The sequence below is a fragment of the Sulfurimonas crateris genome (genome assembly GCF_005217605.1).
Taxonomy (GTDB): domain Bacteria; phylum Campylobacterota; class Campylobacteria; order Campylobacterales; family Sulfurimonadaceae; genus Sulfurimonas; species Sulfurimonas crateris.
This window is the reverse complement of record NZ_SZPX01000001.1, coordinates 1-26,308: the sequence shown is the minus strand read 5'-3', so window position 1 is coordinate 26,308 and position 26,308 is coordinate 1. Positions and strand designations below refer to the sequence as shown.

28 protein-coding genes are annotated in these 26,308 nt (G+C 40.3%); 14 read left to right on the top strand and 14 right to left on the bottom strand.

Annotated features, from left to right (window positions below):
* Positions 1 to 10: 10 nt before the first annotated feature.
* Both recJ and FCU45_RS00130 read right to left on the bottom strand, forming a co-directional pair.
* The gene (recJ, locus tag FCU45_RS00135; protein ID WP_137011072.1) at positions 11 to 1,612 is read right to left on the bottom strand and encodes a single-stranded-DNA-specific exonuclease RecJ; all 1,602 of its coding nucleotides are present in this window, start codon (positions 1,610 to 1,612) and stop codon (positions 11 to 13) included.
* 11 nt (positions 1,613 to 1,623) lie between these two features.
* Complete coding sequence (locus tag FCU45_RS00130; protein ID WP_137011070.1) at positions 1,624 to 3,252, bottom strand: CTP synthase; 1,629 nt, start codon at positions 3,250 to 3,252, stop codon at positions 1,624 to 1,626.
* A gap of 165 nt (positions 3,253 to 3,417) precedes the next feature.
* Here FCU45_RS00130 and FCU45_RS00125 point away from each other — a divergent pair, with 165 nt between their 5' ends.
* From FCU45_RS00125 to FCU45_RS11525, 5 genes are all read left to right on the top strand, one after another.
* Entirely contained in the window at positions 3,418 to 5,037 is a 1,620-nt protein-coding gene (locus FCU45_RS00125) for a cation:proton antiporter (protein ID WP_137011068.1), read from the top strand.
* Positions 5,038 to 5,042: 5 nt separating this feature from the next.
* A complete protein-coding gene (locus FCU45_RS00120; RefSeq protein WP_137011066.1) occupies positions 5,043 to 5,870 on the top strand; it encodes an HAD-IIB family hydrolase in 828 nt (275 codons plus the stop codon).
* Positions 5,863 to 7,146 (top strand): sugar MFS transporter, encoded by a 1,284-nt coding sequence (locus tag FCU45_RS00115; RefSeq protein ID WP_246032202.1) that lies wholly within the window; start codon positions 5,863 to 5,865, stop codon positions 7,144 to 7,146. Before FCU45_RS00120 ends, FCU45_RS00115 begins: the two co-directional genes overlap by 8 nt.
* On the top strand, positions 7,143 to 7,979 hold the full coding sequence (locus tag FCU45_RS00110; protein ID WP_137011064.1) for a D-hexose-6-phosphate mutarotase: 837 nt from the start codon (positions 7,143 to 7,145) through the stop codon (positions 7,977 to 7,979). The genes FCU45_RS00115 and FCU45_RS00110 overlap by 4 nt, the downstream gene beginning before the upstream one ends.
* Positions 7,980 to 8,123: 144 nt before the next feature.
* On the top strand, positions 8,124 to 8,297 hold the full coding sequence (locus tag FCU45_RS11525; RefSeq protein ID WP_170175802.1) for a hypothetical protein: 174 nt from the start codon (positions 8,124 to 8,126) through the stop codon (positions 8,295 to 8,297).
* Between the two features lie 7 nt (positions 8,298 to 8,304).
* Here FCU45_RS11525 and FCU45_RS00105 read toward each other — a convergent pair whose 3' ends face one another.
* The 9 genes from FCU45_RS00105 to secG all read right to left on the bottom strand — a co-directional run bounded on the left by FCU45_RS00105 (position 8,305) and on the right by secG (position 16,237).
* Positions 8,305 to 9,279, bottom strand: coding sequence for a lytic murein transglycosylase (locus tag FCU45_RS00105; RefSeq protein WP_137011062.1), 975 nt, complete (start codon positions 9,277 to 9,279; stop codon positions 8,305 to 8,307).
* Between the two features lie 58 nt (positions 9,280 to 9,337).
* The gene (murU, locus tag FCU45_RS00100; protein WP_137011060.1) at positions 9,338 to 10,000 is read right to left on the bottom strand and encodes an N-acetylmuramate alpha-1-phosphate uridylyltransferase MurU; all 663 of its coding nucleotides are present in this window, start codon (positions 9,998 to 10,000) and stop codon (positions 9,338 to 9,340) included.
* On the bottom strand, positions 9,997 to 10,935 hold the full coding sequence (locus FCU45_RS00095; RefSeq protein WP_137011058.1) for an aminoglycoside phosphotransferase family protein: 939 nt from the start codon (positions 10,933 to 10,935) through the stop codon (positions 9,997 to 9,999). The genes murU and FCU45_RS00095 overlap by 4 nt, the downstream gene beginning before the upstream one ends.
* A complete protein-coding gene (locus FCU45_RS00090) occupies positions 10,928 to 12,034 on the bottom strand; it encodes an anhydro-N-acetylmuramic acid kinase (RefSeq protein ID WP_137011056.1) in 1,107 nt (368 codons plus the stop codon). Before FCU45_RS00090 ends, FCU45_RS00095 begins: the two co-directional genes overlap by 8 nt.
* The gene (locus FCU45_RS00085; protein WP_137011054.1) at positions 12,027 to 13,499 is read right to left on the bottom strand and encodes a sodium:solute symporter; all 1,473 of its coding nucleotides are present in this window, start codon (positions 13,497 to 13,499) and stop codon (positions 12,027 to 12,029) included. Before FCU45_RS00085 ends, FCU45_RS00090 begins: the two co-directional genes overlap by 8 nt.
* Positions 13,499 to 14,611, bottom strand: coding sequence for a glycoside hydrolase family 3 protein (locus FCU45_RS00080; RefSeq protein ID WP_246032201.1), 1,113 nt, complete (start codon positions 14,609 to 14,611; stop codon positions 13,499 to 13,501). Before FCU45_RS00080 ends, FCU45_RS00085 begins: the two co-directional genes overlap by 1 nt.
* 25 nt (positions 14,612 to 14,636) lie before the next feature.
* A complete protein-coding gene (gene pyrE, locus FCU45_RS00075; RefSeq protein WP_137011052.1) occupies positions 14,637 to 15,245 on the bottom strand; it encodes an orotate phosphoribosyltransferase in 609 nt (202 codons plus the stop codon).
* Positions 15,246 to 15,251: 6 nt separating this feature from the next.
* Positions 15,252 to 15,809 (bottom strand): ribosome recycling factor, encoded by a 558-nt coding sequence (gene frr, locus FCU45_RS00070; RefSeq protein WP_137011050.1) that lies wholly within the window; start codon positions 15,807 to 15,809, stop codon positions 15,252 to 15,254.
* 95 nt (positions 15,810 to 15,904) lie between these two features.
* Complete coding sequence (gene secG, locus FCU45_RS00065) at positions 15,905 to 16,237, bottom strand: preprotein translocase subunit SecG (protein WP_137011048.1); 333 nt, start codon at positions 16,235 to 16,237, stop codon at positions 15,905 to 15,907.
* Positions 16,238 to 16,334: 97 nt separating this feature from the next.
* Here secG and FCU45_RS00060 point away from each other — a divergent pair, with 97 nt between their 5' ends.
* From FCU45_RS00060 to FCU45_RS00045, 4 genes are read left to right on the top strand one after another with little or no spacing between them, the layout of a single operon-like run.
* A complete protein-coding gene (locus tag FCU45_RS00060) occupies positions 16,335 to 17,246 on the top strand; it encodes a metal ABC transporter substrate-binding protein (RefSeq protein ID WP_137011046.1) in 912 nt (303 codons plus the stop codon).
* On the top strand, positions 17,243 to 18,007 hold the full coding sequence (locus FCU45_RS00055; protein WP_137011044.1) for a metal ABC transporter ATP-binding protein: 765 nt from the start codon (positions 17,243 to 17,245) through the stop codon (positions 18,005 to 18,007). The genes FCU45_RS00060 and FCU45_RS00055 overlap by 4 nt, the downstream gene beginning before the upstream one ends.
* Positions 17,985 to 18,806: a metal ABC transporter permease gene (locus FCU45_RS00050; protein WP_342776121.1), complete on the top strand. Its 822-nt coding sequence runs from the start codon at positions 17,985 to 17,987 to the stop codon at positions 18,804 to 18,806. Before FCU45_RS00055 ends, FCU45_RS00050 begins: the two co-directional genes overlap by 23 nt.
* Complete coding sequence (locus tag FCU45_RS00045) at positions 18,803 to 19,495, top strand: methyltransferase domain-containing protein (RefSeq protein ID WP_137011040.1); 693 nt, start codon at positions 18,803 to 18,805, stop codon at positions 19,493 to 19,495. Before FCU45_RS00050 ends, FCU45_RS00045 begins: the two co-directional genes overlap by 4 nt.
* Here the strand turns inward: FCU45_RS00045 and FCU45_RS00040 are convergent.
* Positions 19,477 to 19,923 (bottom strand): MOSC domain-containing protein, encoded by a 447-nt coding sequence (locus tag FCU45_RS00040; protein WP_137011038.1) that lies wholly within the window; start codon positions 19,921 to 19,923, stop codon positions 19,477 to 19,479. The genes FCU45_RS00045 and FCU45_RS00040 overlap by 19 nt on opposite strands.
* A gap of 270 nt (positions 19,924 to 20,193) precedes the next feature.
* On the opposite strand from FCU45_RS00040, the gene soxC reads away from it, so the two are divergent.
* The 5 genes from soxC (at position 20,194) to FCU45_RS00015 (ending at position 24,632) form a co-directional block, all read left to right on the top strand.
* Positions 20,194 to 21,531, top strand: coding sequence for a sulfite dehydrogenase (soxC, locus tag FCU45_RS00035; RefSeq protein ID WP_137011037.1), 1,338 nt, complete (start codon positions 20,194 to 20,196; stop codon positions 21,529 to 21,531).
* A 13-nt stretch (positions 21,532 to 21,544) separates the two neighbouring features.
* Positions 21,545 to 22,696, top strand: a complete 1,152-nt coding sequence (locus tag FCU45_RS00030) for a c-type cytochrome (RefSeq protein WP_137011036.1) — start codon at positions 21,545 to 21,547, stop codon at positions 22,694 to 22,696.
* A gap of 39 nt (positions 22,697 to 22,735) precedes the next feature.
* A complete protein-coding gene (gene soxY, locus FCU45_RS00025) occupies positions 22,736 to 23,191 on the top strand; it encodes a thiosulfate oxidation carrier protein SoxY (protein WP_137011035.1) in 456 nt (151 codons plus the stop codon).
* A 54-nt stretch (positions 23,192 to 23,245) separates the two neighbouring features.
* Positions 23,246 to 23,536 (top strand): thiosulfate oxidation carrier complex protein SoxZ, encoded by a 291-nt coding sequence (soxZ, locus tag FCU45_RS00020; protein ID WP_137011034.1) that lies wholly within the window; start codon positions 23,246 to 23,248, stop codon positions 23,534 to 23,536.
* 130 nt (positions 23,537 to 23,666) lie between these two features.
* Complete coding sequence (locus FCU45_RS00015) at positions 23,667 to 24,632, top strand: MBL fold metallo-hydrolase (protein WP_137011033.1); 966 nt, start codon at positions 23,667 to 23,669, stop codon at positions 24,630 to 24,632.
* Positions 24,633 to 24,724: 92 nt separating this feature from the next.
* Here FCU45_RS00015 and FCU45_RS00010 read toward each other — a convergent pair whose 3' ends face one another.
* Positions 24,725 to 25,132 (bottom strand): thiamine-phosphate pyrophosphorylase, encoded by a 408-nt coding sequence (locus tag FCU45_RS00010; RefSeq protein ID WP_170175801.1) that lies wholly within the window; start codon positions 25,130 to 25,132, stop codon positions 24,725 to 24,727.
* Entirely contained in the window at positions 25,125 to 25,823 is a 699-nt protein-coding gene (locus tag FCU45_RS00005; protein ID WP_137011032.1) for a Bax inhibitor-1/YccA family protein, read from the bottom strand. Before FCU45_RS00005 ends, FCU45_RS00010 begins: the two co-directional genes overlap by 8 nt.
* Between the last annotated feature and the right edge of the window lie 485 nt (positions 25,824 to 26,308).

The window sequence follows — 26,308 nt, the reverse complement described above, 5'->3', positions numbered from 1 at the left end:
TGAATTTTACTTAATAATTATATATTTTATTTATAATAAGTTGAGCTGATACTCGTGAGTTAAACTCATTCTTTGTAATTCTGTAACTGCACGTTAACTTTTTTTCACTAGGCATCTCAAGAGTTTTCTTAAATAGTATTAGCTCAATAGATTTTCTTTCATGGGCAAACTGCTTTAGCACTACTTTGGTGTGTGATTTATCTTTACCGAAATACTTTATCTCTACTATTTGTGCATCTTTTATTAAAAAGAGCGGACGAGAGTTTGCTTCTCCGTACGGTTCAAAACTATCCAGAAGATCCAAGAGTTCAAAGTCTATCTCACTGCTTGGAAGAATGCCGACAACCTCATCTAATGATAAGAAGTCTGATGGATTGAGTGTTAAAGCACTTTGGTTGATGGCAGCTTTGAAGAGATCAATATTTTTCTCTTCAAGTCCAAGCCCTGCTGCCATCTTATGCCCGCCAAACTTTGTTAAAAATCCGCTGTTCTCTTTGATAAGTTCATATATATTTATGTTTCCTATACTTCTGGCACTTCCTTTTGCAACACCGTTTTTTATGCTCAGAACAATTGCTGGTTTAGAGAAGTGATCTACAAGTCTGGATGCTACGATCCCTACAACACCTTCGTGCCACCCCTCTTTTGCAACCACTATAATGTCATCATCTTTATTTACAAGAGCGATTGCTTCATCCGTAGTTCTTGCTTCTGTCTCTCTTCTTGTTTCATTTAATGTGTTTAGCTTTTCAAATTGAGTGTAGGCTTCATTCGTTGTCTGCGCAGTCAAAAACTCTAAGGCAATACTTGCATCTTCTAGTCTTCCCGCGGAGTTTATGCGAGGTGCTATGGCAAAACCTATATCTTCGGAAGTGATGGAGCTCTTATTTAGAAAATCTCTTATTATAATGGAAGAGGGTCTCTGCGAGCTCATTAAAATTTTGAGCCCCTCTTTTACTATGGCTCTGTTTATATCCGTAAGAGGCATAATGTCTGCAATTACGGCAATGCATAAAATATCCAGAAACGCTTTCATATCTATGGATACAGAGAGCTCTTTTTTCAGCAGACCTAGCAGAAGCCAGGCGACTTGTGCTCCGCAGATCTCTTCAAATGGGTAGCTGCAGCTTGAGAGCTTCGGGTTTACTATTGCATAAGCATCGGGAAGTGTCTCAAGCGGAGTATGGTGGTCGGTGATGATAAGTTCCATGCCGCGCTCTTTGCAGATCTGGGCAGCTTCTATGGCTGTTATGCCGTTGTCGACTGTTATGACGATATCTGCATCTACTCTTTTTAAGACGTTCGGACTTACTCCGTACCCGTCACTAAAACGGTTTGGGATAATTGCATGGAGCGGGTAGGGGATCTGCCTGAAAAAGTCGATCATTATAGCCGTTGCACTTACGCCGTCAACGTCATAGTCACCCACAAGGGCTATCTTTTTGCCCTCTCTTATGGCATCTGCTATCTTTTTGGCAGCTTTTGGCGCATCGTGAAGCATTTGTGGGTTTGGGATCTGCGAGAGTTTTTTCTCTTCGTTATTAAATCTCTGTGAGAGCAGCTCAAAAAGAGCCGACTTGTCTAGCGTAGGCAGATCATCAAGAAGATGCATATTTTGGCGGGTTACTTCTGTTGAGAAAGATTTAGAGTTGCCTCAACAAATGCCAAAATAGAAGGGTTTGGAGTTTGAAGTCTTGATGTAAACTCAGGGTGAAACTGAACTCCTAAAAACCATGGATGATCTTTTATCTCTACTGCTTCTATAAGTCCGTTTGACTCACCTGTTACGATCATGCCGGCATCTTCAAGCTGCGCTCTGTAAGTAGGGTTTGCCTCATATCTGTGGCGGTGTCTCTCATAGATGGTCTTTGCTCCGCCGTAAGCTTTGCGTATGATAGAACCCTCTTTAGTATCGCACGGATACTCTCCAAGACGCATTGTTCCGCCCATTGGAGATTTGTGTGTTCTAAGCTGCGTATTGCCGCTTTGATCCATAAAGTTGTCAATAAGATAGATCATAGGATGAGGAGTGTTCTCATCAAACTCAACCGAGTTTGCATCCTCTAAGCCGAGCACGTTTCTCGCATACTCTACAAGTGTCAGCTGCATACCTAGACAGATACCAAGGTATGGGATCTTGTTCACACGTGCGTACTCTATGGCTTTGATCTTGCCCTCAACACCACGATTTCCAAATCCGCCTGCAACCAAGATGGAGTCACAATCACTTAGAAGCGCTTCCGTGCCTCTTGTCTCGATCTCTTCACTATCCACCCAGTGAATATCTACACGGGTATCAAGATGCGCACCTGCATGAATAAGAGACTCTGTTAATGATTTGTAAGACTCTTTAAGCTCAAGATATTTGCCGACAAAGCCTAACACTATGCGGTTCTTCGGTTGAACTATCTTTTTGACCAGAGAGTCCCATCTCTCCATGTCTGGATTTAGCTCGCCCAGCGAGAGCTCTTTCGATATAGGTTTTAAGATATTTTGTCTTAGAAACGAGATCGGAACATCATAAATTGAAGCCGCATCAAGCGCTTCTATAACGCTGTCAGCCGAGACGTCACAGCTCATCGCCAGTTTTTTCTTGAATGTCTTAGGCAGTGCGTTCTCGCTTCTGGCTATTACCATCTGCGGAGTGATACCGATACGGCGAAGCTCCTGAACAGAGTGCTGTGTCGGTTTTGATTTAAGCTCACCTGCAGCTTTGATGTAAGGGATAAGTGTTACGTGAACAAAAAACGTCCCCTCTACCTCTTCATCATGCTTCATCTGACGGATCGCCTCCATAAACGGAAGGCCCTCGATGTCTCCTACCGTTCCGCCAAGCTCCACGATAAGTATCTCGTGACCCTCACCAGCCTCTTTTATACGCTTTACGATCTCGCCCACAATATGAGGGATAACTTGGATGGTCTGTCCAAGATAACCGCCTGCGCGCTCTCTCTCGATTACGCTGGAGTAGACCTGACCCGTAGTGAAGTTACTTGATTTGAGGTAAGAAGTATCTAAAAATCTCTCATAGTTTCCGATGTCAAGGTCCGTCTCTGCGCCATCTCTTGTCACGAACACCTCGCCGTGTTCAAGCGGACTCATAGTTCCAGGGTCAACATTGATGTATGGATCTATTTTTAGCATACCGACTTTTTTGCCGGCATGTTTTAGCAGCGTGCCTATGCTGGCTGCTGTTATCCCTTTTCCAAGAGAACTTAAAACTCCACCGGTCACAAAAATATATTTAGTCATAAAATAGCTCCAAAATGTCAAACATAGTCGCGATTATATTATAGAATCTCTTAAAATTAAGTATATGACTTTTTTAAAACACATAAGCTAAAAGTTTCTTTTGCTATAATAACAAAACTTCAAGGGCTCTCTTAAAACCCTTAAAATAATATCTGAAAGAGTTTTATGGATTCAGCACTTTTATATATTGTCATGGCTTTAGGTGTCTCTACCGTTTTAAACCTATTTTTAAAACGTTTTGGCATCTCGCAGATAATAGGCTACATATTTACCGGTACTATAATGGTTTATGCGCTTGATCTGAGATATATGAACGATTCGGCGACTCTGGAGCATATAGGTGAGTTCGGTATAGTCTTTTTGATGTTCACGATAGGTCTTGAGATATCTTTGACTAAGATGAACAGCATGAGAAAGGAGATATTTTTCAACGGTTTTTTGCAGGTAGGATTTACGGCTTTGGTCGTTTACACTATAAGCCACTATCTCTTTTCGCTTGAATCGACTTCGGCTCTTATCCTCTCACTTGCCTTTGCGCTCTCTTCAACAGCCGTGGTTCTTAGCTATCTAAAGAGTTCAAAAGAGATACACAACCCTTACGGTCAGCGTGCAACAGGGATATTGATATTTCAAGATATTGCCGTAATCCCTATACTTATTCTTTTGGGATTTTTAACAAGCAACGGCGATCAGTCGGTTCCTGAGATACTTAGGAACACTTTTATAAGCGCCGTTTTTGTTATAGGTTTTATGTTTATAGTCGGCAAAAGAGTTATGACATGGCTTCTTCACTTCTCGGCGTCGAGCGAGGTTGATGAGCTTTTTATGGGCTCGGTTCTTTTTATAGTGGTCTCTGCCGCGCTTTTAGCATCATATGCAGGCTTTACATACTCTCTTGGGGCATTTGTTGCGGGGATGATCATTGCCGAGACAAAGTATCACCATAAGGTAGAATCGGACATCGCACCGTTTAAAGATATACTTCTTGGAACATTCTTTATTGTTGTGGGCATGAAGATAGATGTTCTCTTTTTTATTGACAACTTCTGGCTTATTGTCGGCATCTTCTTGCTTGTTTTGGTCTTAAAGACGATAATCACCTATCTTGTGGTGCGTATAACATCTTCCCATGTGCTCTCCTTAAAAACCGCACTTGCGATCTCTCAGGTTGGGGAGTTCTCTTTTGTTATTTTTGCGGTTGCAAGCATGGGCGGCCTTTTGGAAAAAGAGCTTGAGTCTCTTTTTGTTCTTGTGGTCATCTTCTCTATGATAGTGACTCCATTTTTTATCTCAAAGATCAACAGGTTTGTAAGCTATGTAAGCCATCATCAATATCTTGGACTTGATACATCCGCATTTGTCTCTAGAGAGAACCATGTTATCGTGTGCGGTTATAGTGCAATAGGTAAATTTGTTGCTAAAAATCTTGATGAACTTGGTGCTCACTACGTTATAATCGACAACAATCCAAAACATGTCAATGAAGCTTTATCTGCGGGGAAAGAGGCATATTTGGGAGATATGTCAAAGCTTTCGCTATTAGAGGCGCTTCATGCGGAGAGTTCAGCCGCGGTAATAGTAACGCTTGATAATATAGAGAAGAAAAGAGCTATTTGTGAGGCTATATTAAAACACACCAAAGATATTAACCTCATAGTAAAAGTAGCTACGCTTGAAGATAAAGAGAATCTTCAAGATCTCGATATTACCTCTATCGTAGATACTAAAGTAGAAGTTGGGCGCCTGCTTGTTGAGAAAATGATTACATGTAAAATGCGGTACTAAGTAAAATGAAAAATGCTTATATTACAGATTTGGACCACACTTTTTTGCGGACGGATCTATCTGTAAGCCCCTTTACAAAAGAGGTATGGAACAGTTTTTCAAGCGACTCTGTCCTTAGTATCGCAACTGCCAGAACATATAAAAAGACGGCACAGTTCTTAAAAGATGTAGATGTTAACGCTCCGATGATACTGCTTGACGGTGCACTGATAGCTACTATGGATAAAAAGATAATCGATACGAAGTTTATAAACAAAGAGATAGGGGATGCCATCATAGATGAGGGTGCAAAGTTCGGTATCTACCCTTTTGTTCTCTCTTTGGCGGATAAAAATCTTAGTGAAGCCTTCTCTTTCTCTACCGTTTTAAATGCGTATCAAACAAAGATACTTAAAAACTACAAAAAAGACGATTACCATCATCAAGAGAAAAACCTTCGCGCAATGAGTGATAATTTTAAGATAGTCTATTTTGGCGAAGAGGAGCTTTTAAGAAGAGTGGCATCTCATCTAAGAGCTGTTTTTGGGGATACTATAAAGTATATTTTGGCTCCAGAAGCCTATGCAGGCTGCTACTTTTTGACGCTGCTTCATAAAGATGCGGACAAATCTCACGGCATAAGAAGTGTGAGCGAAGCGATCGGTTTTGACCTTAAAAAGCTTAGTGTTTTTGGAGACAACTTCAATGATATTGGAATGTTCGAGTTGGCAGGAACATCAATTGCCGTTGCAAACGCACAAGAGGGCGTAAAAAAAGCGGCGAAAATAGTTCTGCCGCACACAAATGATGAAGACGGCGTTGCAAACTATCTTAAGAGCCTCAAAAATGTTTAAGCGCTTTAAAATATTAAACACTCCTACCATAGTTCCTATGACAATAATAGGGGTGCTTTTTTTTATTTTCGGTTTTGTAACATGGCTAAATGGGTCGCTTATTCCCTTTTTGAAGGCAATATGCGATCTTAACGAGTTTGAAGCTCTCTTTGTAACCTTTGTTTTTTATATCGCTTATACGGTAATGGCTCTGCCTATGTCTTACGTGATTGAAAAGATAGGGTACAAAAATTCAATGGCACTCGGTCTGGCGATAATGGCACTGGGAAGCCTTCTCTTTATACCGGCAGCGCAGAGGGAGAGTTTTACACTTTTCTTGATAGCTCTTTTTGCACTTGGATCGGGTCTTACCATCTTGCAGACCGCATCAAACCCCTACATAGTCTGCATAGGACCCATAGAGAGCGCGGCGACACGCATAAGCATTATGGGGCTTATAAATAAGGGGGCAGGGGTCATCGCACCACTTCTCTTTACTGCATTTATACTCTCAGGCATAGGTTCGTTGGAGGATCTCTCCGCAGAGTCAAAAGAGGAACTTGCTTCAAAACTTATAGCTCCCTACATTATTATGGCTCTGTTGCTTAGCTCTCTGATTGCTCTTGTAAAGTTCTCTAAACTTCCCGAGCTTGAGTTCGAGAAAAATGCGGAGGCAGAGGAGAAGAGTATCTTCGCATTTCCGCGCGTGGTCTTAGGTGCAGCCGCGCTCTTTTTCTATGTCGGCATAGAGGTAATAGCAGGCGATACTATCGGTCTTTATGGACAGCATTTAGGCTTAGTAAATGTTACCTCCCTAACCTCTTATGTAATGTTTTTTATGGTACTTGGATACGCACTCGGTGTCGCACTTATACCGAAATATATCTCGCAAGAGAGAGCGCTCATAGGCTCCGCACTTTTGGGAATACTGTTTTTGTTCGGAGTAGTCTCTTCATCTCAAAGTCATGGAATTTCAGAAATTTTATGGGGATGGAGCGGCATTAGAACTCTTCCAAATACCGTGACTTTTGTAGCATTCTTAGGGTTTGCAAATGCTCTTGTATGGCCGACGATCTGGCCGTTGGCACTTGAAGGGTTGGGAAAATATACGGCGCAAGGAAGCGCGCTTTTGATAATGGCAATAGCGGGCGGTGCGATCCTTCCGCTTATATTTGGCAAGATATCTTACGTCAGCGGAGATATGCAGTCAACATACCTTATGGGGATAATCTGTTATCTCTTTATACTCCTTTACGCTCTTAGATGGCATAAGATAAAGTCTTGGGATGAGTTGTGATAACTCACAAAAAACTGCCAAACGGCTTTGTATATATTGAGATAAAAAACTCTGCCGCAGAGGCAAAAATAGCGCTTCAGGGCGCACATCTTTTTCACTATGCAAGAGTCGGCGAGGAGCCGATTTTATGGCTTAGCGAAGTAAGTGATTTTGAGACGGGCAAAGCTATCCGTGGTGGAGTTCCAATCTGCTGGCCGTGGTTTGGTTTCAGTGAAGACAAAGCTCTGCCTCAGCACGGTTTTGCAAGAACGGCCATGTGGGACTGTGTGAGCTGCAGTGAGGCAGATGAGAAGAGTTCATCTGTTATTTTAAGGCTTACACACAGCCAAGAGAGCTTAAAGATGTGGCCCTATTTGTTTGAACTGGATTTACATGTAACTATTTCAGATAAGTTAACGATGGAGCTTAAAACCACAAATCTTGATTGCAATCCTTTTAGTATAACGCAGGCTCTTCACACATATTTCTCACTCTCTCATATTTCAGATGCCGTTATAAAAGGGCTCGATAAAAAGCCATATCTTGATGCGCTGACATGGAAAGATGAGGTGCAAGAGGGCGATATAACCTTTAATCAAGAGGTTGACAGAGTTTACCAAGAGGTAGATAGGGAGATAACTCTGTATGATAAAAATAGAACGCTACATGTTAGAAACGAGAACTCATCTTCTGTCGTTGTATGGAACCCGTGGATAGAGAAAACTTCTAGAATGAGCGCTATGAATAAAGATGCCTACGAGCATATGCTCTGCATCGAATCAGCAAACGCTTTTGATGATGCGAGAGTTGTAAAACCACAAAAGTCACATACTCTTAAAACTGTAATTTTTTAATAAAGTAAAGTTTGAGAGAGAAGTAGATTTTATTGTTTAGGGCAAATTAAGAGAAAAAGAATAGAGTATAGCTGTGAGAGTAACATTTATGAACTAAATGTAATTTCTCATAAATTCCTACCTACATGGGGTGTTACACCGCTTTTGGCAAAAGGTACAAAAGAGAAGACTATGTATCAGGATAGTCCAAAAGATGGAAAAAAATGTATAGACTGCCTCCATTTTTTGCCAGAAACAAACGAGTGTAAAATAGTCGAGGGTTCCATAAGTCCAGATGGCTGGTGTGTGCTCTACTTTAAAGACGCGAGAAAAAAGTAGCTAAGCTTTACTTCTCAAGCATTATGTGTGCATCATACGCCAGACGCATTACGCCGATGGCGTAATTTGAAGAGTTGTTGTAGCGCATTATCTTTTTGGCATACTCTCTTAGATATTGAAGCTCTTGTTTGTCACATGCGAAACAGTCGTAAGTTTTGTCAGATTTTGAGTTTTTCTCATAGACAAGTGAAGCGTTATCATTTTTAAACTCATAGTCGTACCACTTGGACTCAATGCTTACGATATCGGGTATTTTACTCCAATCAAGAAGCTCAGAAAAATCAGCCTTTTTATGTAAAAATTTGCTGGCAGAAACAATAGCATCCTCCATTTTTGTTAAATCTGCAATCTCTGTTTTATACCCCTCGGCATAGACAAAACTGTTTGGCATAAATTGAGGTATGCCGACCGCCCCCGCGTAGGAGCTTGGTAGATTGCACTCTTCGGGGGTCACCCCTTTTTTGTAGCAGTGGGTGATTATAGAAGCCATATTTGTTTTTCCCATATTTAAAAGCCACTTTTCTCTGGGGCTGTTTGGCTCTGTTCTAACCACCAGAGTGTTAAAGACTATAAATGCGTCATGGGTCGGTTTTATCTTTCCGAGCTTTGTCTCTTTTATCAAAATAGCGGCGATTATCTCACGGTTTACGCCATATTTTTTCTCTGCAAAATCATAAACTTCGGCATACTTTTTAAGATGTGCAACCATGTCCGGTACATATTTTACAAGTACGTTATTTGCTTTTTTCTCATTTTTTTTATGGGTTTTAATATATTTGGGCTGCAGATATTTATAGCTGACTTCATCAAACTTTTTTGTTTTAAAATAGGAGAGCAAAAACTTGTTTGCATATTCATGTGAGACGCCATTCTTTACTACTTTATTGCATATATCTATATAATCTTTGTTTTTAAATTCGCAGTTGTCATACTTTGCAAAAAGGGGCACGCTCAGTAAAAGGGCAAGCAGTAGATTTTTCATAATTAACTCTTCTATAATTTTTGCCCCAAGTATAACATCTTATACCAAATAGGGCTAACTATAAAGAAGCAGCGTTTATCTCTTTTAATCTTTCAGGCGTGCCTATATCGTACCATTTTCCGTCGTAGAGCGAGCCGCTTACTCTGCCATTCTCTGCTGTTTCTCTAAGAATTGGAGCAAGAGGCATTTTTTTGTTCTCCAGTCCCTCAAAAAGTTTAGCAGAGTAGTATCCAATGCCTGAGAATGTATATCTTCCTTTTGTGTCGTTGCTGACTCTGTTCTTGTGCAGAGCAAAGTCTCCGCTCGGATTATGCCCTGGATTCTTAACCAAGATAAGATGAGCCAGATCATCCCCTAAGTCATAGCCGGTTTCAAACTCATAGTCGCACCAGATATCGCCGTTTACTACCAAAAATTTCTCGCTATCCAAAAGAGGGAGCGCGTTTATGATCCCGCCCCCGCTCTCTAACGCTCCGCTTTGTCTCTCGTCCGAGTAGAGCAGATTGACTCCCCATTTTGAGCCATCCCCCAAGCTTTTTATTATCATATCTCCAAGGTGATCTATATTTATGACTATTTGGCTAAATCCTAGTGAAGCAAGCCGCTCTATATGCCAGACAATAAGGCTTTTACCGTGAACTTTTAAGAGCGGTTTTGGGGTCTTGTCGCTAAGCGGGCGCATCCTCTCTCCGCGGCCTGCAGCCAGGATCATTGCATTCATTTTATATTTCCTAAAAAAGCGGCGAACTCTTTTGTCTCGTTGTATCTGCCGGCCGTATCTATAATATACTTAAGAGTCAGAGGTATATCCTTTAGATAGCCACTCTTTTTATCTCTGATATGAAGTCGGGAGAAGATCCCAAGCACTTTTATGTGTCTTTGAAGTCCCATAAAGTCAAACCATTTTATAAAGGTCTCATTGTCTACTTTGAGCCCCTTTTTGTCGCGAAATTCAAGAGCCAGCTCTTTTATATTTCTTCTGTCGTAGGCGACGTAGCAATCTTTTAGCAGTGAGACCAGATCATAGGTGACAGCTCCGCACATTGCATCCTGATAGTCGATAATTCCGAGTTTGTTGTTCTCTTTTAACATTATGTTTCTTGAGTGAAAATCACGATGTACAAATGTATCTTGCGGCTGTTCCAAGACAACGCACGAGATCGCCTCAAGAGTATCTGCTATAAGCTTTGCCTGTGCATCGCTCGGCTTTAGATTAAGATGTTTTTCTATGTACCACTCCTGCATCAGATCCATCTCCGCATGCAAAAACTCTTTGTCGTATAGCGGAAGTCCTGCAGCATCGGCTTTTTGCATCTTTAAGATAGTGTTCATCGCCTTTGTATAGTATGCTTTAAAGTTGTTCTGATTTAAAATATCCAGATAGTGAGAAGTTCCGAAGTCCTCTAGTATCAAAAAGCCCTCATCTGGGTTGTGTTCAAATATTTTAGGCACACCTACATCCACGCTTTGAAGTCTTGATGTTATATCCATAAAAGCATTTAGTGAGGCTTTTTCAAGAGATGAGTCCATTAAAAGTGCTGTTTTACTGCCGTCACGCAGCCTGTAATATTTTCTAAAACTTGCATCTGCAAGAGCAGACTCAATGATATAGTTTTTAAAAGAGGTTGTTTTTAACCAAGTTTGGGTTTTACTCATAAATAGCACCTAATATAGAATCTTTTGACGCTCCTGTTATGGAGGATAGTTTGACACATTTTCTGTGCACTCTCTCATGGGCAAGCCACGCAAACGCCATAGATTCCATGAACTCACTGCTTACGCCGCATTCATCGCTTGGAACTACCTCAGTCCCTTTTAGCTTATCTCCTAATCTCTGCATAAGGTAGCTGTTCTTAACGCCGCCACCGCAAACTATCAGCATATCTGCACCGCTCTTTTTGACCTCATTTGCAATGGTTACAACGCTGAGCTCTAAAAGCGTTGCCTGCACATCCTCTTTTTTTATGCTCAGTGCACCGCTCTTTTTTGGGGAGAATTTTCTCAGCTCTCTCTCAAGCCAATCTGCGTTAAAGAGTTCACGTCCGGTACTCTTTGGAATAGCTTTTGAAAAATATGGCTCTTTTAGCATCTGCTCCAAGAGGTCTCTGTCAAAAGTTCCAGATCTTGCCCACTCTCCGTCTTTATCGTAGGTCTCTCCCCTGTTGAGTGAGATCCAGTAGTCCATGAGAACATTTCCGCACCCAGTATCATACCCTCTAAGCCTCTCTCCCAAGATAGATAGATTCGCCATTCCGCCTATGTTTACAACGGCTATCTTGGCTTTTAGCCTTGAGAAGAGGTATTGGTGAAAAGCTGGAGCAAAGGGAGCGCCCTGACCGCCAAGAGCAATATCTTTTCTTCTGAAATCGCTAACAACGCTAACGCCTGTTAGTGCCGTTATAACATTTGGATTGCCAAGCTGCATGGAGAAAGGGTTTGCGCTGTTCGGCTCATGCCACAACGTCTGACCGTGAAGACCTATAGCGGTTATCTGCTTTTTATCTATCCTCTTTTGAGATATAAAACGCTCTATCGTATTTGCGTACATCTCCCCCAAGCGGGTGTCAAGCTCGCCAATCCTCTTTAGTGTCATTGGAGTGTTTATAGCTTTTAATATCTCCTCTTTTATCTCTTTGTCAAAGGGGTAGGCATCTGAGTGCAGCAGCTCAAAGCTGTGCTCTTTGATCTGGCAGTATGCTATATCGATCCCGTCAAGGCTGGTTCCCGACATTACGCCTATATAATACTCACTCATTTTTTGCTCCTCCTAGCTGAACAATAAAAAATGCTACAGCGGTACCGATTACTATCTGCCACGAGAAGGCAAGCTCTATGCCAAAGCTATATGGCTGAAGTGCTAAAACGGTTGCAAATCCGCCAATAAGCCCCCATAAAACACTACTCTTGTTTCCGCGCGACGTAAATATTGCCGAGAAGTATACACCCAAAAGCCCCGTATATGCAAATGCCATAACACCAAGCGCAAAACTGATAAGCGATAGGTCGCTGTAGCGCTGCCAGAAGTAGCTTACCATTGCCATAAGGGAGAGAACTACTGCGAAGATGAGCACCGCAAATCGTGAGGCTTTTACAAAGTGCTGCTCCTCTATTTGGCTCTGTTTTAATCTCCAAGGCTTGTAGATGTCCTCAACCGCAATAGAAGCCATAGCGCCAAGAACGGAGTTGGTACTTGAGAGTGCCGCCGCAATAGCTCCCACCGTGACCAAGCCTCTAAGTCCATCAGGCATCTCATTTAGTATGTAGTACATAAAAATAGTGATCTTCTCACCCTCAAAACTCTGATCTACGCCGCCTTGCATATAAAAAAGGTACAGAAGCGCTCCTATTGCCAAAAAGAGGAGTACAACGGGAATGGTCAGTAAAATGGAGATAATAAGCGATTTTGCAGCCTCATTTTTATCTTTGCAGGCAAGTACCCTTTGAGTCATATCCTGATCAAGCCCGAATGCCGCAATGTTTAACAGAAGCCAGCCGCTAAGAAGCCCTATAATGCTAAAGTTGCCATCAAATGAACTGTCGATGAAGTTTAGTTTGTTATTTTCGCTAAGAGTTTTTATGATCTCGATATGCTCAAGCGAGTAGTAGAGATATATAAGAACAGCGACCCCCGCTCCTATGTATGTAACCGCCTGAATAACATCGCTCAGTATGACGGAGCGCACACCGCCGAAATAAGTGTATGCAAGGGCTCCAAGCATTAGGATCAATATAGAGAGCGCAACATGCAAGAAGATAATATCGCTAAATATTATCATCGATATTGCCAGTGCTCCAATGTAGAGTCTTGCTCCGCTGGCAAGGACTCTTCCTATAAGAAACATAACCCCCGCCTGCTTTTTTGCGCTCTCTCCGTATCTGGACTCCAGGAGCTCATAAACGGTAACTGCCTTCATCTCGTAATATTTTGGAATGAGAACATACGCTACGAAGATAACGGCTAAAAGTGCGGAGAAGTAGAACCCTATAAAGGTAAAGTCCTTTGTATAAGAGTATTCTGGAGCACCCAAAAAAGTAGCGGCTGATTGTGATGTTGCCAAAACAGATATAGCAACGGCAAACATAGGCATCGCATGCGGAGATAAAAAATAGTCTCGTGAAGAGTTTATCTTGGTGCGGCTTAAAACAATAGAGGTAATAGCAAGCAGTATAAAGTAGGAGGCAAATACGATCCAGTCTAGAGTTGAAAAAGCACCTTGCATTATTTTATTTGTATCTTGGTGAACAACTGTTCTACTCTTGAGTTTGATTCTACAATTCTATCCATAGATATAGAACCGTTTTTTACTTGTGCCATAATCGTCTCTACAAGTTCACGGGTATCCTGCTTGGCGAGCTGATTGCCAAAGAGCAGCATATCCACTCCAGAGTTTATAGAGAGTGTCACTATTTCTTCAAGAGTGTAGTGTTTAGCGATAGCTCCCATCTGTAAATCATCACTCACAATCACTCCATCATAGCCCAGTTTCTCTCTAAGCAGCTCCGTGTTTACTCTGTATGATAGAGTTGCTGGATAGAGCTCATCAAGATATCTGTTAAAGACGTGAGCCGTCATTATCATAGAGACGCCGCCTGAGTGGATAAGCTCTATGTATGGCTCCAGCTCGGTCTCGCCCCATGTTTCGCTTATATCTACAAATCCGTTGTGGGAATCTTCAAGTGAGGAACCGTGACCCGGAAAATGTTTTAAAACAGAGATAATATTTCTCTCTTGAAGTGAATCCATAAATATCTTTGCGTACTTTGCGACCTCTTTTGGCTCGCTTGAGTAGGAGCGCTTAAGCCCTGATATAACTCTGTTTTGAGGATTTACGGCCAGATCGACAACGGGTGCAAAGTTACAGTTTATGCCTGCGTTTTGGAGTGTTTTTGCAAGATTGTCATAGACACGTTTTGTCATGTAGGCATCCATCTCCGAGACTACTTTAGCCGAGGGTGTGGCTTCAAAACCATAAGCAGGCTTTAGTCTTGCGACCTTTCCTCCCTCTTGATCTACCGAGATAAGAAGCGGTTTTTTGGCAAATGAGTTGAGTGATGAGGTAAGAGTTTTTAGCTGTTTAGGCGAGCTGATGTTTTTTGTTTTTGTTCTGTCGTTGAAGTGGCGGTCAAATAGAATGACACCGCCGAGGTGATATTTTTGCATATCTTTTACAATTTTGGAGTCTTTAGTAATGCTCTGGCTCTCAAAACCGACGATAAGCATTCTGCCTATCATCTTTTTAAGCAGCTCATCTTGAGGCATCTCAGAAGCATATGCATTTTGAAAAAAGAGCGTCAATGTAAAAAAAAGAGTGGCTAGTTTCAAAAACAACACCTTTTAAGTAAGCTCTTTTTGGATTTTAATTTCCTCTTGAGCCGGGTTTTATAGCTTCGCTTCCTGCTTTGCACATAGGGCACTCATCGGGCGAGTACATCTCAAAAGTAAAATCCTCCAGCGCAAAAAACGGGATATCCTGCGGAAGTTTGCAGTTTGGCTTTGTTGTTATATCGCTGTTTTGGCGCTTACAAAAGCCGCGGTTGGCAAGTGCGGCAACGCCTACAATCTCTCCGCCAAGGCTCTTTACGACCTCTGCGGCTTCCATGGCAGATCCACCTGTTGTAATGATATCTTCACACATCAAGACTCTCTCGCCCTTTTTTATCTCAAAGCCGCGGCGAATAGCCATCTTGCCATCTACTCTCTCCGCAAAGATAGAGCGTACATTAAGTGCAGTAGCTAGAGCAAAACCTGCAATAAGACCGCCAAGAGCCGGAGCACAGACGGTATCTACTTGCAAGCCGCTTTTTTTGATCTCAAGTGCGAGTGCATCTGCGAGAAGTTTTGCCGTTTTTGGATTCTCTAAGACCTTTGCGGACTGGAGGTAAAATTGTGAGTGGTTGCCGCTGCTTAGTTTAAAATGTCCCTCTAAAAGAGCATCTGAATCCATATATTTTTTTTTAATATCCATAGTAAGTTATACCTTTAGTATCTCTGCTTCTTTTGTCTTAAGTATGCCATCGACTTCTGCAATAAATTTATCTGTAAGTTTTTGTATATTGTCTTGAGCAGATTTGGACTCATCTACCGTTATCTCTTTATCTTTTTCAAGCTTTTTGATCTTGTCGTTTGCATGTTTTCTGTCGTTTCTGATGGCAATTTTTGCAGTCTCGCCCATCCCCTTCATCTGCTTTACAGACTCTTGTCTCTGCTCAACCGTCATTGCCGGAAAAAATAGCTTGATCTGATCGCCGTCGTTATTCGGGTTTGCACCTACGTTTGCTTTTGATATAGCGCCCTCAATAGCTGAGAGAAGATTTTTCTCCCAAGGATTAACAACAATAGTCGTCGCATCTGCTACTAAAATAGAGCCTACTTGATCTAGTGAAGTCATAGTACCGTAGTAGTCGATTTTAACATTGTCCAAAACAGATGTGGTTACTTTACCTGTTCTTAGGGTTTTAAAATCTTTTAGCATATGATTTACGCTCGATCTCATCTCTGATTCGCATTTGTCGAATATTTCATCTAACATTTAGTTTCCTTATATATCAAAAATAGTGGCGTTATTGTAGCGAGAAATCTCTAAAAATAAGATTTTACGAGGTGTGTAGTTGCAAAAAAATGCAACTATTTTGGAGGTGTAGTTTCGCTCTGCTGCGGTGCAGGAGTTATAGCAGATGGAGCTTGAACGTCTGTTGATTCGATCATATTGTCAACGACAGATTCAGTTGCAGCTGATGCGTACATATAGCCCAGAGCAATTGTGTTTACAACAAATAAAAAGCCTATGGTAAAAGTTGTTTTTGCCAAGAAACTACTAGGACCTTTTGCTCCAAAAACAGAGTCGTTTGAGCCGCTGTATGCTCCTAGACCGATACTTGAGCTTTTTTGCAGAAGCACTGCTATGATAATCATTACGACTAAAATTATTTGAACAATAAGTAGAAAACTAGCTGTCATTATATATATCCTGAGTTTTAAAAGTTGCGAATTATACCCAAAAAAACCAATTGTTGCAAAATAAGATATAATTTCAAAAAAAATATTGGAAACATTAATGAATTTAAAAAACAGATTTTTTTTAGCAGTAATCCTGCTAGTTACGTCAATATCTCTAGCAGCTGAGCAAAAGAGTAGTGAAAAAGCGACGGTTGCGGCGAGTACCTTCTCTCTCTATGATATAGCAAAAAATATAGCTTCCGATACGGCAGAGACTTTTATGATCCTTCCATTTGGAGTGGATGCGCACAGTTACGAGCCAACTCCAAAAGATATGATAAAAATATCAAGAAGCGATCTCGTTCTCTACAGCGGTGCAGGTCTTGAGCCTTGGATAGAGGGTTTTGAGTTTAAAAACAGAGCAGTAGATGTAAGTCAGCATGTAAAACTGATGGAGCTTGGCAAGGATAAACATGAGCATCATGATGACCACCACCATGACAGGGTGGATCCTCACTACTGGCAAGATCCACACAATATGATGCTCGCAGCAGAGCGCATAACAGAGGAGCTTATTGCGCTCTTTCCAAAAAACAGAGAATTATATTTGAAAAACAGAGAGAGCTACGTAGCAATGCTGAAAAATCTTGATGAAGATTATAAAGAGAAACTATCGCAATGCCAGCTCGATACTATCATCGTAAATCACAACGCATTTTCATATCTTGCAAATAGATACGGCTTTCATACTGAGGCTCTAAGCGGGCTCTCTCCGGAAGCCGAGCCGAGCGCAAAAACTATGATAAAGCTCATCAAGTTTATAAAAGAGCACAGAGTGGAGACTATCTTTTTTGAGAAATTCGCAAATGAAAAAACTATAAAAAGCATAGCAGAAGAGGCGGGAGTGTCTTACGATGTTCTTCAGCCGCTTGGCAATATCACTGCAGATGAGGCAAAAGAGAAGCTCGGCTATGAGGATATTATGAGAAGAAATCTGCAAAAAATATCAAAAGCCATGAAGTGCCGATGAAATTCACAGTTCCGATATTTGATGTCAAAAATTTGAGTTTCATTCTAAAAGAGCAGACCATTTTATCAAACATCTCTTTGGAGATATTCTCCTCTGAATATATCGCTATTATAGGACCAAACGGCGGGGGCAAGACGACGCTGATCAGAATGCTTTTGGGGCTTGAAAAACCGACAAGCGGAGAGGTTAGAATATATGGCAAAAAACTCTCACACTTTAAAGAGTGGCACAAGATCGGTTATGTTCCACAGCGTGCCGCACAAATAGACAGCTCTTTTCCCGCGACTGTTTCAGATATTGTAAAGATGGGAAGAACATCACAAAGAAGTCTGTTTGGAGCTTTTAGCAAAGTAGATAAACAGCTTGTAGATGATGCAATGGCAAAGATGGATATAAGTGATCTAAAAGATAAGATGGTAGGAACGCTCTCTGGCGGGCAGAGACAGCGTGTTATGATAGCCCGTGCACTTGCTTCAAAGCCTGAGATCTTGATACTGGATGAGCCAAATACGGGCGTAGATGTCGCCTCTCAAAAAAGGTTTTATGCACTGCTTAGAGAGTTAAATCAAAAAGAGGGTATCACTATTGTTTTTATAACACATGACATAGGGGTGATCGCGGATGATATAGCAAGACTCTTTACAATAAACCAAAAAGCCATCATCTGCAACAACCCAAAACAAGCATTAAGCTGTGAAGAGATGAGCGAACTATACGGAATCGACGCGCATCTTCTTCATGTACATAAGCACGAGCATTGATGTGTTAGAGATGTTTGAATATGATTTTATGCAAAGAGCGCTTTTAGCGGGAGTTATAATTGCCGTCCTGGCTTCCATCAGCGGTACATTTGTTGTTCTAAGAAGATACTCTTTGATCGGGGAGACCCTTGCACACTCGGCTCTTTTAGGTGTAGCTGTCGGTCTTGTTGCAGAGTACAATCCTCTCTGGTCGGCGGTGCTTTTTGCTGTTTTGTCGGCTTGGCTGATCGAGTATCTAAGAAGCGCCTTCGCACTATATAGTGATGCGGTTCTTGCTATTTTGCTCTCAGGCTCTTTGGCAGTAGCGATTATAATCGTATCTCTTGGGGGAGCATTTAACAACTCACTTTTTTCATACCTATTTGGCTCAATTCTCTCTGTGAGCAGTGAGGATATTGTTGTAATCGCGATCTTTGGGGTCATCTCTTTATCGGTGCTGCTGCTCTTTTCAAAAGAGTTCTATTTTATCGCCTATGATGAAGAGGTGGCAAAGACAAGCGGTATAAGGGTAAATGTTTTAAATTTTGTGCTTGTAAGCGTTGTTGCGATCATTATTGCTCTCTCCATCAGAGTGGTCGGAAGTCTTCTAATCGGCGCTCTTATGATCATTCCAACTATTGCCGCACTGCAGTTTAGAGTCGGTTTTTTAAAAACGGTACTCATCTCTCTTGCGTTCTCGCTATTTAGCGTACTGCTGGGAATGTTCCTATCATTTCATTTTTCACTCCCTTCAGGAGCGACTATAGTGCTATGTATAATCGGGGTTTTTATTCTCTCTTTGGTCGCTAACAGAAGATGAAGATAAGCTCAGAATTTTCAAAGTATGCGCTTGATTATAACAGTTACAATGTTATACAAAAAAAAGTGATAGAGAAGCTGCTATCTCATGTAAAGCAAAAACCGAAAAATATTTTGGATCTAGGGTGCGGTAGCGGAAATCTTTGCAGTGCAATAGATTGGGAGTATGAACACTTTACCGGAGTAGATTTTGCAGATGGTATGTTAAAGTTGCATCCAAGATCACCAAATATAGAGCTTATCTATGCAGACTTCAATGATGATGCTCTTTTTGAAAATATGCTTACATATATATATGATTTCATCTTTTCAGCTTCTGCTCTTCAGTGGGCAGATGATCTACAGAGAATATTTAGCAATATCAAGAAACTAAACGCTCCTGTCGCTCTGGCAATATTTACCTCAAATACATTTAAGACCATAAACAAAACGGCATCCATCAGCTCTATACTTAGAAGCTCTGATGAGGTGCGTGAGCTTGGAGAAAAATATTTTGATGCAAAAACTGAGGTCGTAAACTACAGACTTGAGTTTGAATCGACAAGAGATATGTTTAAGTATATAAAAAAAAGCGGTGTCAGCGGATCGAGAAAAATATTAAATTATAAAGAGAGTAAAAAGCTTCTGCGTGAGTACCCTTTGAGCTATCTGGAGTTCGAGGTAACTTTTATCTACTCTTCTAACATATAGAGATCATCATTTTTTGATATTCTACCCGGTTTAATAACCTTTGCGAAGATACCTCTGTCATTTTTTAAAAGTTTCGGTATGCGCTTGTCAAGCACTGAGAGGTGATTGCATATAGTACAATTTTGACTTATCTCAAGCACGACAGTGCCGATTTGGAATCTGCTTCCCATACTTAATGCGTAGGGATTATAGTCCATTAGAATATTTTCACCCAAATATCCGTATGGCATCTCTATCTCATACTCTTTGATTAAATTGTAACTATCCGTAGATGTGATTAAGATTGAGCGGATGTTGTCTTTGTCGTAAAACTTGTCTCCTACAACTCCAGCCAGATCCAGTTCTATAGTAGGCTTATTGATTCTTGTGGAACTCTCTTTTATAGAGATAAAAAGTTCTATAATTTTTCCGACGCATTTTTTTGACATTTTTTTCACCGTTTTAAGCAACTTTATAATTTCGTAATTTTAACATATTTTTAGTATCAATTATAAAAACTATAAGTCAGGTTGATTTTTTCATAAAGTGTGAAGAAATATAAAAATGTGAGAAAATTATTACATTATTGATAATATTGCTTGACAATTTAATTTAATTTCATATATAATCTCCGTCTTGCATTTTGTACTATGCATAAAGAAGTTTGTACTGTGCATACTATAAAATCTACAAGATAAAGAGAAGGAGGTAGATGATAAATGAGTAAAATTTCTGAAAATAACTTAGAAACTACTACAAATGTAGAGCAATCGAGTAGAAGAGATTTCTTCAAAAGAACTGCTGCTTATTCTGTAAGTGCTATCGCTGCTACAAGTATCTTAGCACCTGCTAAGCTGTCAGCTGACGATGAAAATATTATTCACCATGTGGAGTGGGGAACAAGTTTAGGTGATGAGCTTAATAAGTATCCATATGGTATACCGTCAAAGTATGAGCACAATGTTGTAAGAAGAACATCAAGTCTTCTTTCATCTGCTGGAGACATGCATGCTGCTGTTTCAATGACGCCGCTACATGAGCTAGAAGGTATTATTACGCCAAACGGATTGCACTTCACTAGAACGCACAACGGTGTTGCACATGTTGATCCAAATAAGTTCAGACTGATGATTCACGGTCTTGTTGAGAGACCGATTGTTTTGACTTTAGATGAGTTAAAAAAATATCCGTCTGAGAGCAGAATTCTTTTCATGGAGTGTCCTGCAAATGGTGCTGCTGAGTGGAAAGGTCCTCAATTCAACTCTTTACAATTCGTAAAAGGTATGATGAGTAATGCAGAGTGGACAGGTGTTCGTCTAAAAACTATCCTTGATGAAATCGGTCTAAAACCGACTGCAAAATGGATGTTGGCTGAAGGGTCTGACGGTTCAGAGATGAGCAGAACGGTTCCTGTTGAAAAAGTTTTAGATGATGCAATGATTGTTTGGGCTCAAAATGGTGAGGCAATCAGACCTGAGCAAGGGTATCCCGTTCGTTTGATGTTACCGGGCTGGGAAGCAAACCTATGTGTTAAGTGGCTTAAGCGTTTAGAGTTCGGTGCAGAGCCATGGTACTGTAAAGAAGAGACTTCTAAATATACGGTTCTTACTGCTAGCGGTAAAGCTATCCAACACTTCTACCCGTTAGAAGTTAACTCAATTATCACAAACCCTTGTCCTGAAAAACCATGGTCTGACCTTAAAAAAGGCGACTTGGTAGAGGTTGAAGGTATTGCGTGGAGTGGTCACGGAACTATTACGGCTGTAGATATATCATTTGATGGCGGAGACAACTATGTTGAAGCAAGTCTTAAAGGACTCGTTCTTCCTAAGTCATGGACAAGATTCTCATATATGTACAGATATGAGGGTAAACCTCTACTGATTCAATCTCGTGCTATAGATGATGCAGGATTCGTTCAGCCGTCTGTTACTCAAGAGAAAGAGATCATTGGTGTAGAGGGTGTTTATCATAGAAACTCAATTTGTACTTGGGAAGTAAGACAAGATGGTTCAGTTCATAATGTTCAAGTTAGAACAGACAACTGTCCAAGTTAGGGAGATGAAGAAAATGATAAAATTAAATAGTAAACTAATTATTCTTGGTGTTTCCGTAGTTGCTAGTAGTGCGCTGTTCTTCACAGGCTGTTTCGCTTCAAGCAGCTCTGCTGGTGCATCATCTGCAAAAGTAGAGTCTGCTGCAAACGGTATGTACAACCCGACTAAAGATGCTTTGGACGGCGGTGTTACATATAAGAGAGAAAATGGCATGTATACTGCATATGCCGTTAATGAGCAGCCGACAACAGGCGTTAACTTCGGTAGAGCTCCGACTCCAAATGAGCTAAAGGCTTGGGATGCGGATATTATGCCGGACGGTACAGGTTTACCGGAAGGTAGCGGTACTGTTGAAGAGGGTGAAGTTCTTTATGATAGAGACTGTGCAGTATGTCACGGTGAGTTTGGTGCAGGCGGAAAAGGGTACCCAACACTTACGGGTGGTTCAATGGACTCACTAGCAAATCAGAGAACTTGTCCAGGCAAAGATGCTCCAAACAGAACTATCGGTTCTTACTGGCCGCAAGCTAGTACACTTATCTGGTATATCCGTGATGCTATGCCATACGCAAACCCAAAAAGCTATACACCTGATGAGATGTATGCTATGACGGCTTACCTTCTTTATGAGAATGGTGTACAAATTGATGGTGAAGATATTGAAGAGTTAAATCAAGATAACTTCAAAAAGATCGTAATGCCAAACCGTGACGGCTTCTATCCGAATATTGACGGACCAGAGGGTGTTGAAAATGTTAGAGCGTTTTTTGCTGAGCCTAAAAACTTCGGTGCAGTTGGAACTCGCTGTATGACTAACTGTGGTAAAGAGTCTGTAGCAAGAATTGCAAATGAGATTACCGCTGTAGTTCCTCCGTACTCTACAGAAAGAGATCTTCCTCCTGTAAGTGAAGATGCTGGACCGGTATCAGAGGCTGAGAAATTGTATGAGAAATCTTGTGCAGTTTGTCATAAAACTGATGCAATGGGTGCACCTGCAGTGGGAGACAAAAATGCTTGGGCTACAGTAATGGAGCAAGGCATAGATAGAGTTAACCATAACTCTATAAACGGTATTGGTGGCATGCCTCCAAAGGGCGGTGCTATGGACCTTAGTGACGATCAGATTAAAGACATTGTTAAATTTATGGTAGAATCTAGTAAGTAAGACTTATTAGATCTACTAACACTATATAAAGGAAAGAAAATGCAAAGAAGAAAATTTTTAAGTTTAGGTGCGACAGCGGTAGCTGCAGCATCAGTATTACCAGTAAGTTTAAGTGCTACTGATTTTAGAGCAACTGCTCCAAAAGCTTGGGATGCTCCTAGTTCTAAAGAGGCTATTGAGGCACTATTCGGTTCATCAGAGATGATAGACGGACAAATTGAGATCAAAGCTCCAAAATTAGCTGAAAATGGTGGCGCAGTGCCAATCGGTATCAAGTCTAAGTTAGATTTAGCTGTAGTTGCACTATTCCAAGATGCAAACCCAAGAAGTGCTGTTGTAGTTATGGAGCTTCCTGAAGGTAGCGTTGCTGATCTTATGACTAAGATCAAAATGAGAAAAACTGCTAACGTAACAGTAGTTGCAAAGGGCAGAGACGGTAAACTGTACTCAGCTGTACAAAAAGTAGAAGTTTCAATCGGTGGTTGTGGAGGTTGATTTAAACCCAAACAGATTGCAGATATAAACAAAAATAAAAAAAAGGATTAAATTATGAAAATAAAAGCAAAAGAAAAAAAAGGTTTAGTTGAAGTTAAGATCTTACTTGACAGCCCGATGATCGGTAAAGAAGAAGCTGAGACAAGAAAAGCAGAGGTTGATTTTCTTACTCATGTTACTGCTAAAATAAACGGTAAAGTTGTATGGGAAGCGTCAACAGGGCCATTCCTATCTAAAAACCCTTACTTCATGTTTAACGTGCAGGGTAAAAAAGGTGATGAGCTTGTTATCGAAACTATCGATAACAAAGGCAACACTGACAGCGATAAAGATAAAGTAAAGTAATTTTTCGCACTTCTCTCTTTTTGAGGGAAGTCCCTATCATTCATAAAAGAGTAAATTTGATGTGTTGTTAAGCAACACTTCAACTATATTCTTACTACAAAGAGTAAATTAAACAAAAAGGTAAACAGATATGTTAAACAAGATGATTAAGCCATTGCTTGTAACTGCAGTAGCAATGTTACCGCTTGCAACAGCTTCTTTTGCAGACGGTCATGATGCTGAGGCAGATTTTCAGTATAATCTAAAGCCAAAACAGGTAAGTGAAAATGTCTGGTGTTTTTTTGGAGCACTTGAGATTCCTACAAAAGAGAATGGCGGAAACATGGTAAATACATGTTATATTAAAGGTGACAACAGTTATGTTCTATGGGACACCGGACCATCTTATATATACGCAAAGCAAGCTTATGAAGCGGTAAGCAAAATAGCTGGAAAACTTCCTGTAAAACATGTTATCTTAAGCCATGAGCATGACGATCACTGGTTAGGTAACAACTACTATAAAGATGTTCACGGAGCAGAGATTATAGGGCCTGAATCTATTAACAAGAACTACCCTATCGGTCATGAAGATTCTAGAATGTTTTTAACTCTCTCAAAAAATGCTATTAGAGGCACGAAAATCATTCATGTTGACAAATGGTACAAAGAGACTATAAAGTTTAAGGTTGCAGGCGTAAATCTTGAGTATGTTCCTGTTGGAATGGGACACTCGGTTGAAGATTATTTCTTATATATGCCGGATAATAAAGTTATTTTGGCTGGCGACTTGGTTATGAACGGAAGAGTTACATCAAATAGAGATGGTTCTGTTGTAGGCTCTTTAGCTGCTTTAGAAGCAATCAACTCTAAAGAGTGGACAACTCTTATACCTGGTCACGGTTTTACTATAGATAAAACTGCTACTGATGAGTATGTACAATATTTTACTCTTTTACAAGAGAGAGTTGAAACCGCAATGGATGATGGTGTAGATAGCACTGGAATCGTTGAGGCAGTTCCTCTAGAAGAGTTTAAAGACAAAGCTCTTTATGATCTACTTCATGCAAGCAACGTTACTAGAGCATATCTAGAATTTGATATGGGCCTCGACTAAGATACTACTACTAAAATAAAGATTTGGCTTTATGCCAGATCTTCTTCTCTCTAATTTTAACTTCTTAAAAAACAAGCTTCAACAAAATATTTTTATTTATTACCGACCAATATAGTTTTCTCTAAAGTATAAAGCTCATATCTGATCTGTTTAAAGTTCTCGCTATATTCTGCGTTGTGAAGTTTATAAAGCTCCTCTAGTACTCTTGCGGACTCTTGTGCTCTTTTAAAGTTAGCAAGGATGATCGCTGATATATCTGTGCGGTTAAGTTCGCTTTTTATTGTAGTGCGAAGTACATCATTTACGCTATCGCGCTCTTTAAGCAGTTCTAGTGTCTCTTTGATTTTTGCTTTGTGTCTTAGCTGTTTTAATTTGGAGGAGAGGTCTTTGTTGTTGTCTCTGTATCTTACTATGTCTTCAACAACTCTAATACCTTCTTTGAGGCGGTTTAAGTTAGCATCAATCACCCGATAAAGATCGGGTGAGAGTTGGTTATTCATCACTTCCAAATATACCAAAGAGGTGTAGAAGAGAAGTGAATATGTTTAGAAAGTCTAAGTAGAGCGCAATAGCACCATCAATTGGTGTTTCATATGCACCTTTGATGATGTTTTGAGTGTCGTAAACTACTAATATACTAAATAGTAAAACAACAGCTCCTGAGATAGCTATAGCCATCAGTGGATTTCCCAAAAATATGTTAATAATAGAAAATGCAATAATAACCACAAGAGCTATCATTAGCGGTTTTCCATAACCAGAAAAATCCTTAGTTGTTTTAATGGCATAAAAACTCATAGCCCCAAAAACAAGTGCCGTCATTGCAAAAGCATTTCCGACAATAGCTCCACCACCATTCATTCCAAGTGTGTGTGAGAGCAGAGGTGATAACATTAAACCCGTCATAAATACAAAGCCAAACATTACAGCCAAGTTAATTCCCGGCTTATGTTTTACAAAGTGCAACCCTATTAAAAGCCCAATCTCCAAAATTAGTAGAGGGAAAAAGTTAGCTGCGATAGTCCCAGCCATAGGTACACCAACGTAAGCACCAGCTGCACCTGCCATCATTGAAGCTGCAAAAAGCTTGTAAGTCTCTTTTACAAAAGATACAATTTGTGTATCGCTTCTAGATTGAGTGCTGTATGCAGATGCATTTCCTCTCGCATAATCACGATTGTAAAGTCCCATATTATTCCTTTATATATGTAATACAAAATGATTTACATATTTGTATGTTTAGGAATTTTATAGATAAAGAGTTAATAAATAGCAACATCCTGCTATTTCATAATGAAACTATATATTAGTAAAAATTATTAAAACAGATAGAAAACTTAACAGATAGAAAAAAGTTTTAAAATTCTCAAGCAAAAGTATTGACTTCTAAGATTGATTTGTCTATAATTCCCCTCCACAAACAAAGAGACCTAAAGTTTAGGACAAACAATCTAAGTTTGAGATCATTGAAAACTAAGCAAGTAAATAGACTTTAATAACTAGAAATAGTTAGATAGTCGTTAATAAGTTTACTTAGAAATAACTAAACAACATAACCGTCTATTCTATTTATACCCAAAAGGTATTTATAGCAATAGATACTTTACAAAAGTCCACAGACTGTTCACGCGGTTTGTGGCAACAAAGCCAATGATTTTTAAATCTTGGGCAAAGAT

Coding starts and splice junctions, on each gene's coding strand:
- recJ (WP_137011072.1), bottom strand. CDS start 1,612: ATGCATCTTCTTGATGATCTGCCTACGCTAGACAAGTCGGCTCTTTTT.
- FCU45_RS00130 (WP_137011070.1), bottom strand. CDS start 3,252: ATGACTAAATATATTTTTGTGACCGGTGGAGTTTTAAGTTCTCTTGGA.
- FCU45_RS00125 (WP_137011068.1), top strand. CDS start 3,418: ATGGATTCAGCACTTTTATATATTGTCATGGCTTTAGGTGTCTCTACC.
- FCU45_RS00120 (WP_137011066.1), top strand. CDS start 5,043: ATGAAAAATGCTTATATTACAGATTTGGACCACACTTTTTTGCGGACG.
- FCU45_RS00115 (WP_246032202.1), top strand. CDS start 5,863: ATGTTTAAGCGCTTTAAAATATTAAACACTCCTACCATAGTTCCTATG.
- FCU45_RS00105 (WP_137011062.1), bottom strand. CDS start 9,279: ATGAAAAATCTACTGCTTGCCCTTTTACTGAGCGTGCCCCTTTTTGCA.
- murU (WP_137011060.1), bottom strand. CDS start 10,000: ATGAATGCAATGATCCTGGCTGCAGGCCGCGGAGAGAGGATGCGCCCG.
- FCU45_RS00095 (WP_137011058.1), bottom strand. CDS start 10,935: ATGAGTAAAACCCAAACTTGGTTAAAAACAACCTCTTTTAAAAACTAT.
- FCU45_RS00090 (WP_137011056.1), bottom strand. CDS start 12,034: ATGAGTGAGTATTATATAGGCGTAATGTCGGGAACCAGCCTTGACGGG.
- FCU45_RS00085 (WP_137011054.1), bottom strand. CDS start 13,499: ATGCAAGGTGCTTTTTCAACTCTAGACTGGATCGTATTTGCCTCCTAC.
- pyrE (WP_137011052.1), bottom strand. CDS start 15,245: ATGGATATTAAAAAAAAATATATGGATTCAGATGCTCTTTTAGAGGGA.
- frr (WP_137011050.1), bottom strand. CDS start 15,809: ATGTTAGATGAAATATTCGACAAATGCGAATCAGAGATGAGATCGAGC.
- secG (WP_137011048.1), bottom strand. CDS start 16,237: ATGACAGCTAGTTTTCTACTTATTGTTCAAATAATTTTAGTCGTAATG.
- FCU45_RS00060 (WP_137011046.1), top strand. CDS start 16,335: ATGAATTTAAAAAACAGATTTTTTTTAGCAGTAATCCTGCTAGTTACG.
- FCU45_RS00055 (WP_137011044.1), top strand. CDS start 17,243: ATGAAATTCACAGTTCCGATATTTGATGTCAAAAATTTGAGTTTCATT.
- FCU45_RS00050 (WP_342776121.1), top strand. CDS start 17,985: ATGTACATAAGCACGAGCATTGATGTGTTAGAGATGTTTGAATATGAT.
- FCU45_RS00045 (WP_137011040.1), top strand. CDS start 18,803: ATGAAGATAAGCTCAGAATTTTCAAAGTATGCGCTTGATTATAACAGT.
- FCU45_RS00040 (WP_137011038.1), bottom strand. CDS start 19,923: ATGTCAAAAAAATGCGTCGGAAAAATTATAGAACTTTTTATCTCTATA.
- soxC (WP_137011037.1), top strand. CDS start 20,194: ATGAGTAAAATTTCTGAAAATAACTTAGAAACTACTACAAATGTAGAG.
- FCU45_RS00030 (WP_137011036.1), top strand. CDS start 21,545: ATGATAAAATTAAATAGTAAACTAATTATTCTTGGTGTTTCCGTAGTT.
- soxY (WP_137011035.1), top strand. CDS start 22,736: ATGCAAAGAAGAAAATTTTTAAGTTTAGGTGCGACAGCGGTAGCTGCA.
- soxZ (WP_137011034.1), top strand. CDS start 23,246: ATGAAAATAAAAGCAAAAGAAAAAAAAGGTTTAGTTGAAGTTAAGATC.
- FCU45_RS00015 (WP_137011033.1), top strand. CDS start 23,667: ATGTTAAACAAGATGATTAAGCCATTGCTTGTAACTGCAGTAGCAATG.
- FCU45_RS00010 (WP_170175801.1), bottom strand. CDS start 25,132: ATGAATAACCAACTCTCACCCGATCTTTATCGGGTGATTGATGCTAAC.
- FCU45_RS00005 (WP_137011032.1), bottom strand. CDS start 25,823: ATGGGACTTTACAATCGTGATTATGCGAGAGGAAATGCATCTGCATAC.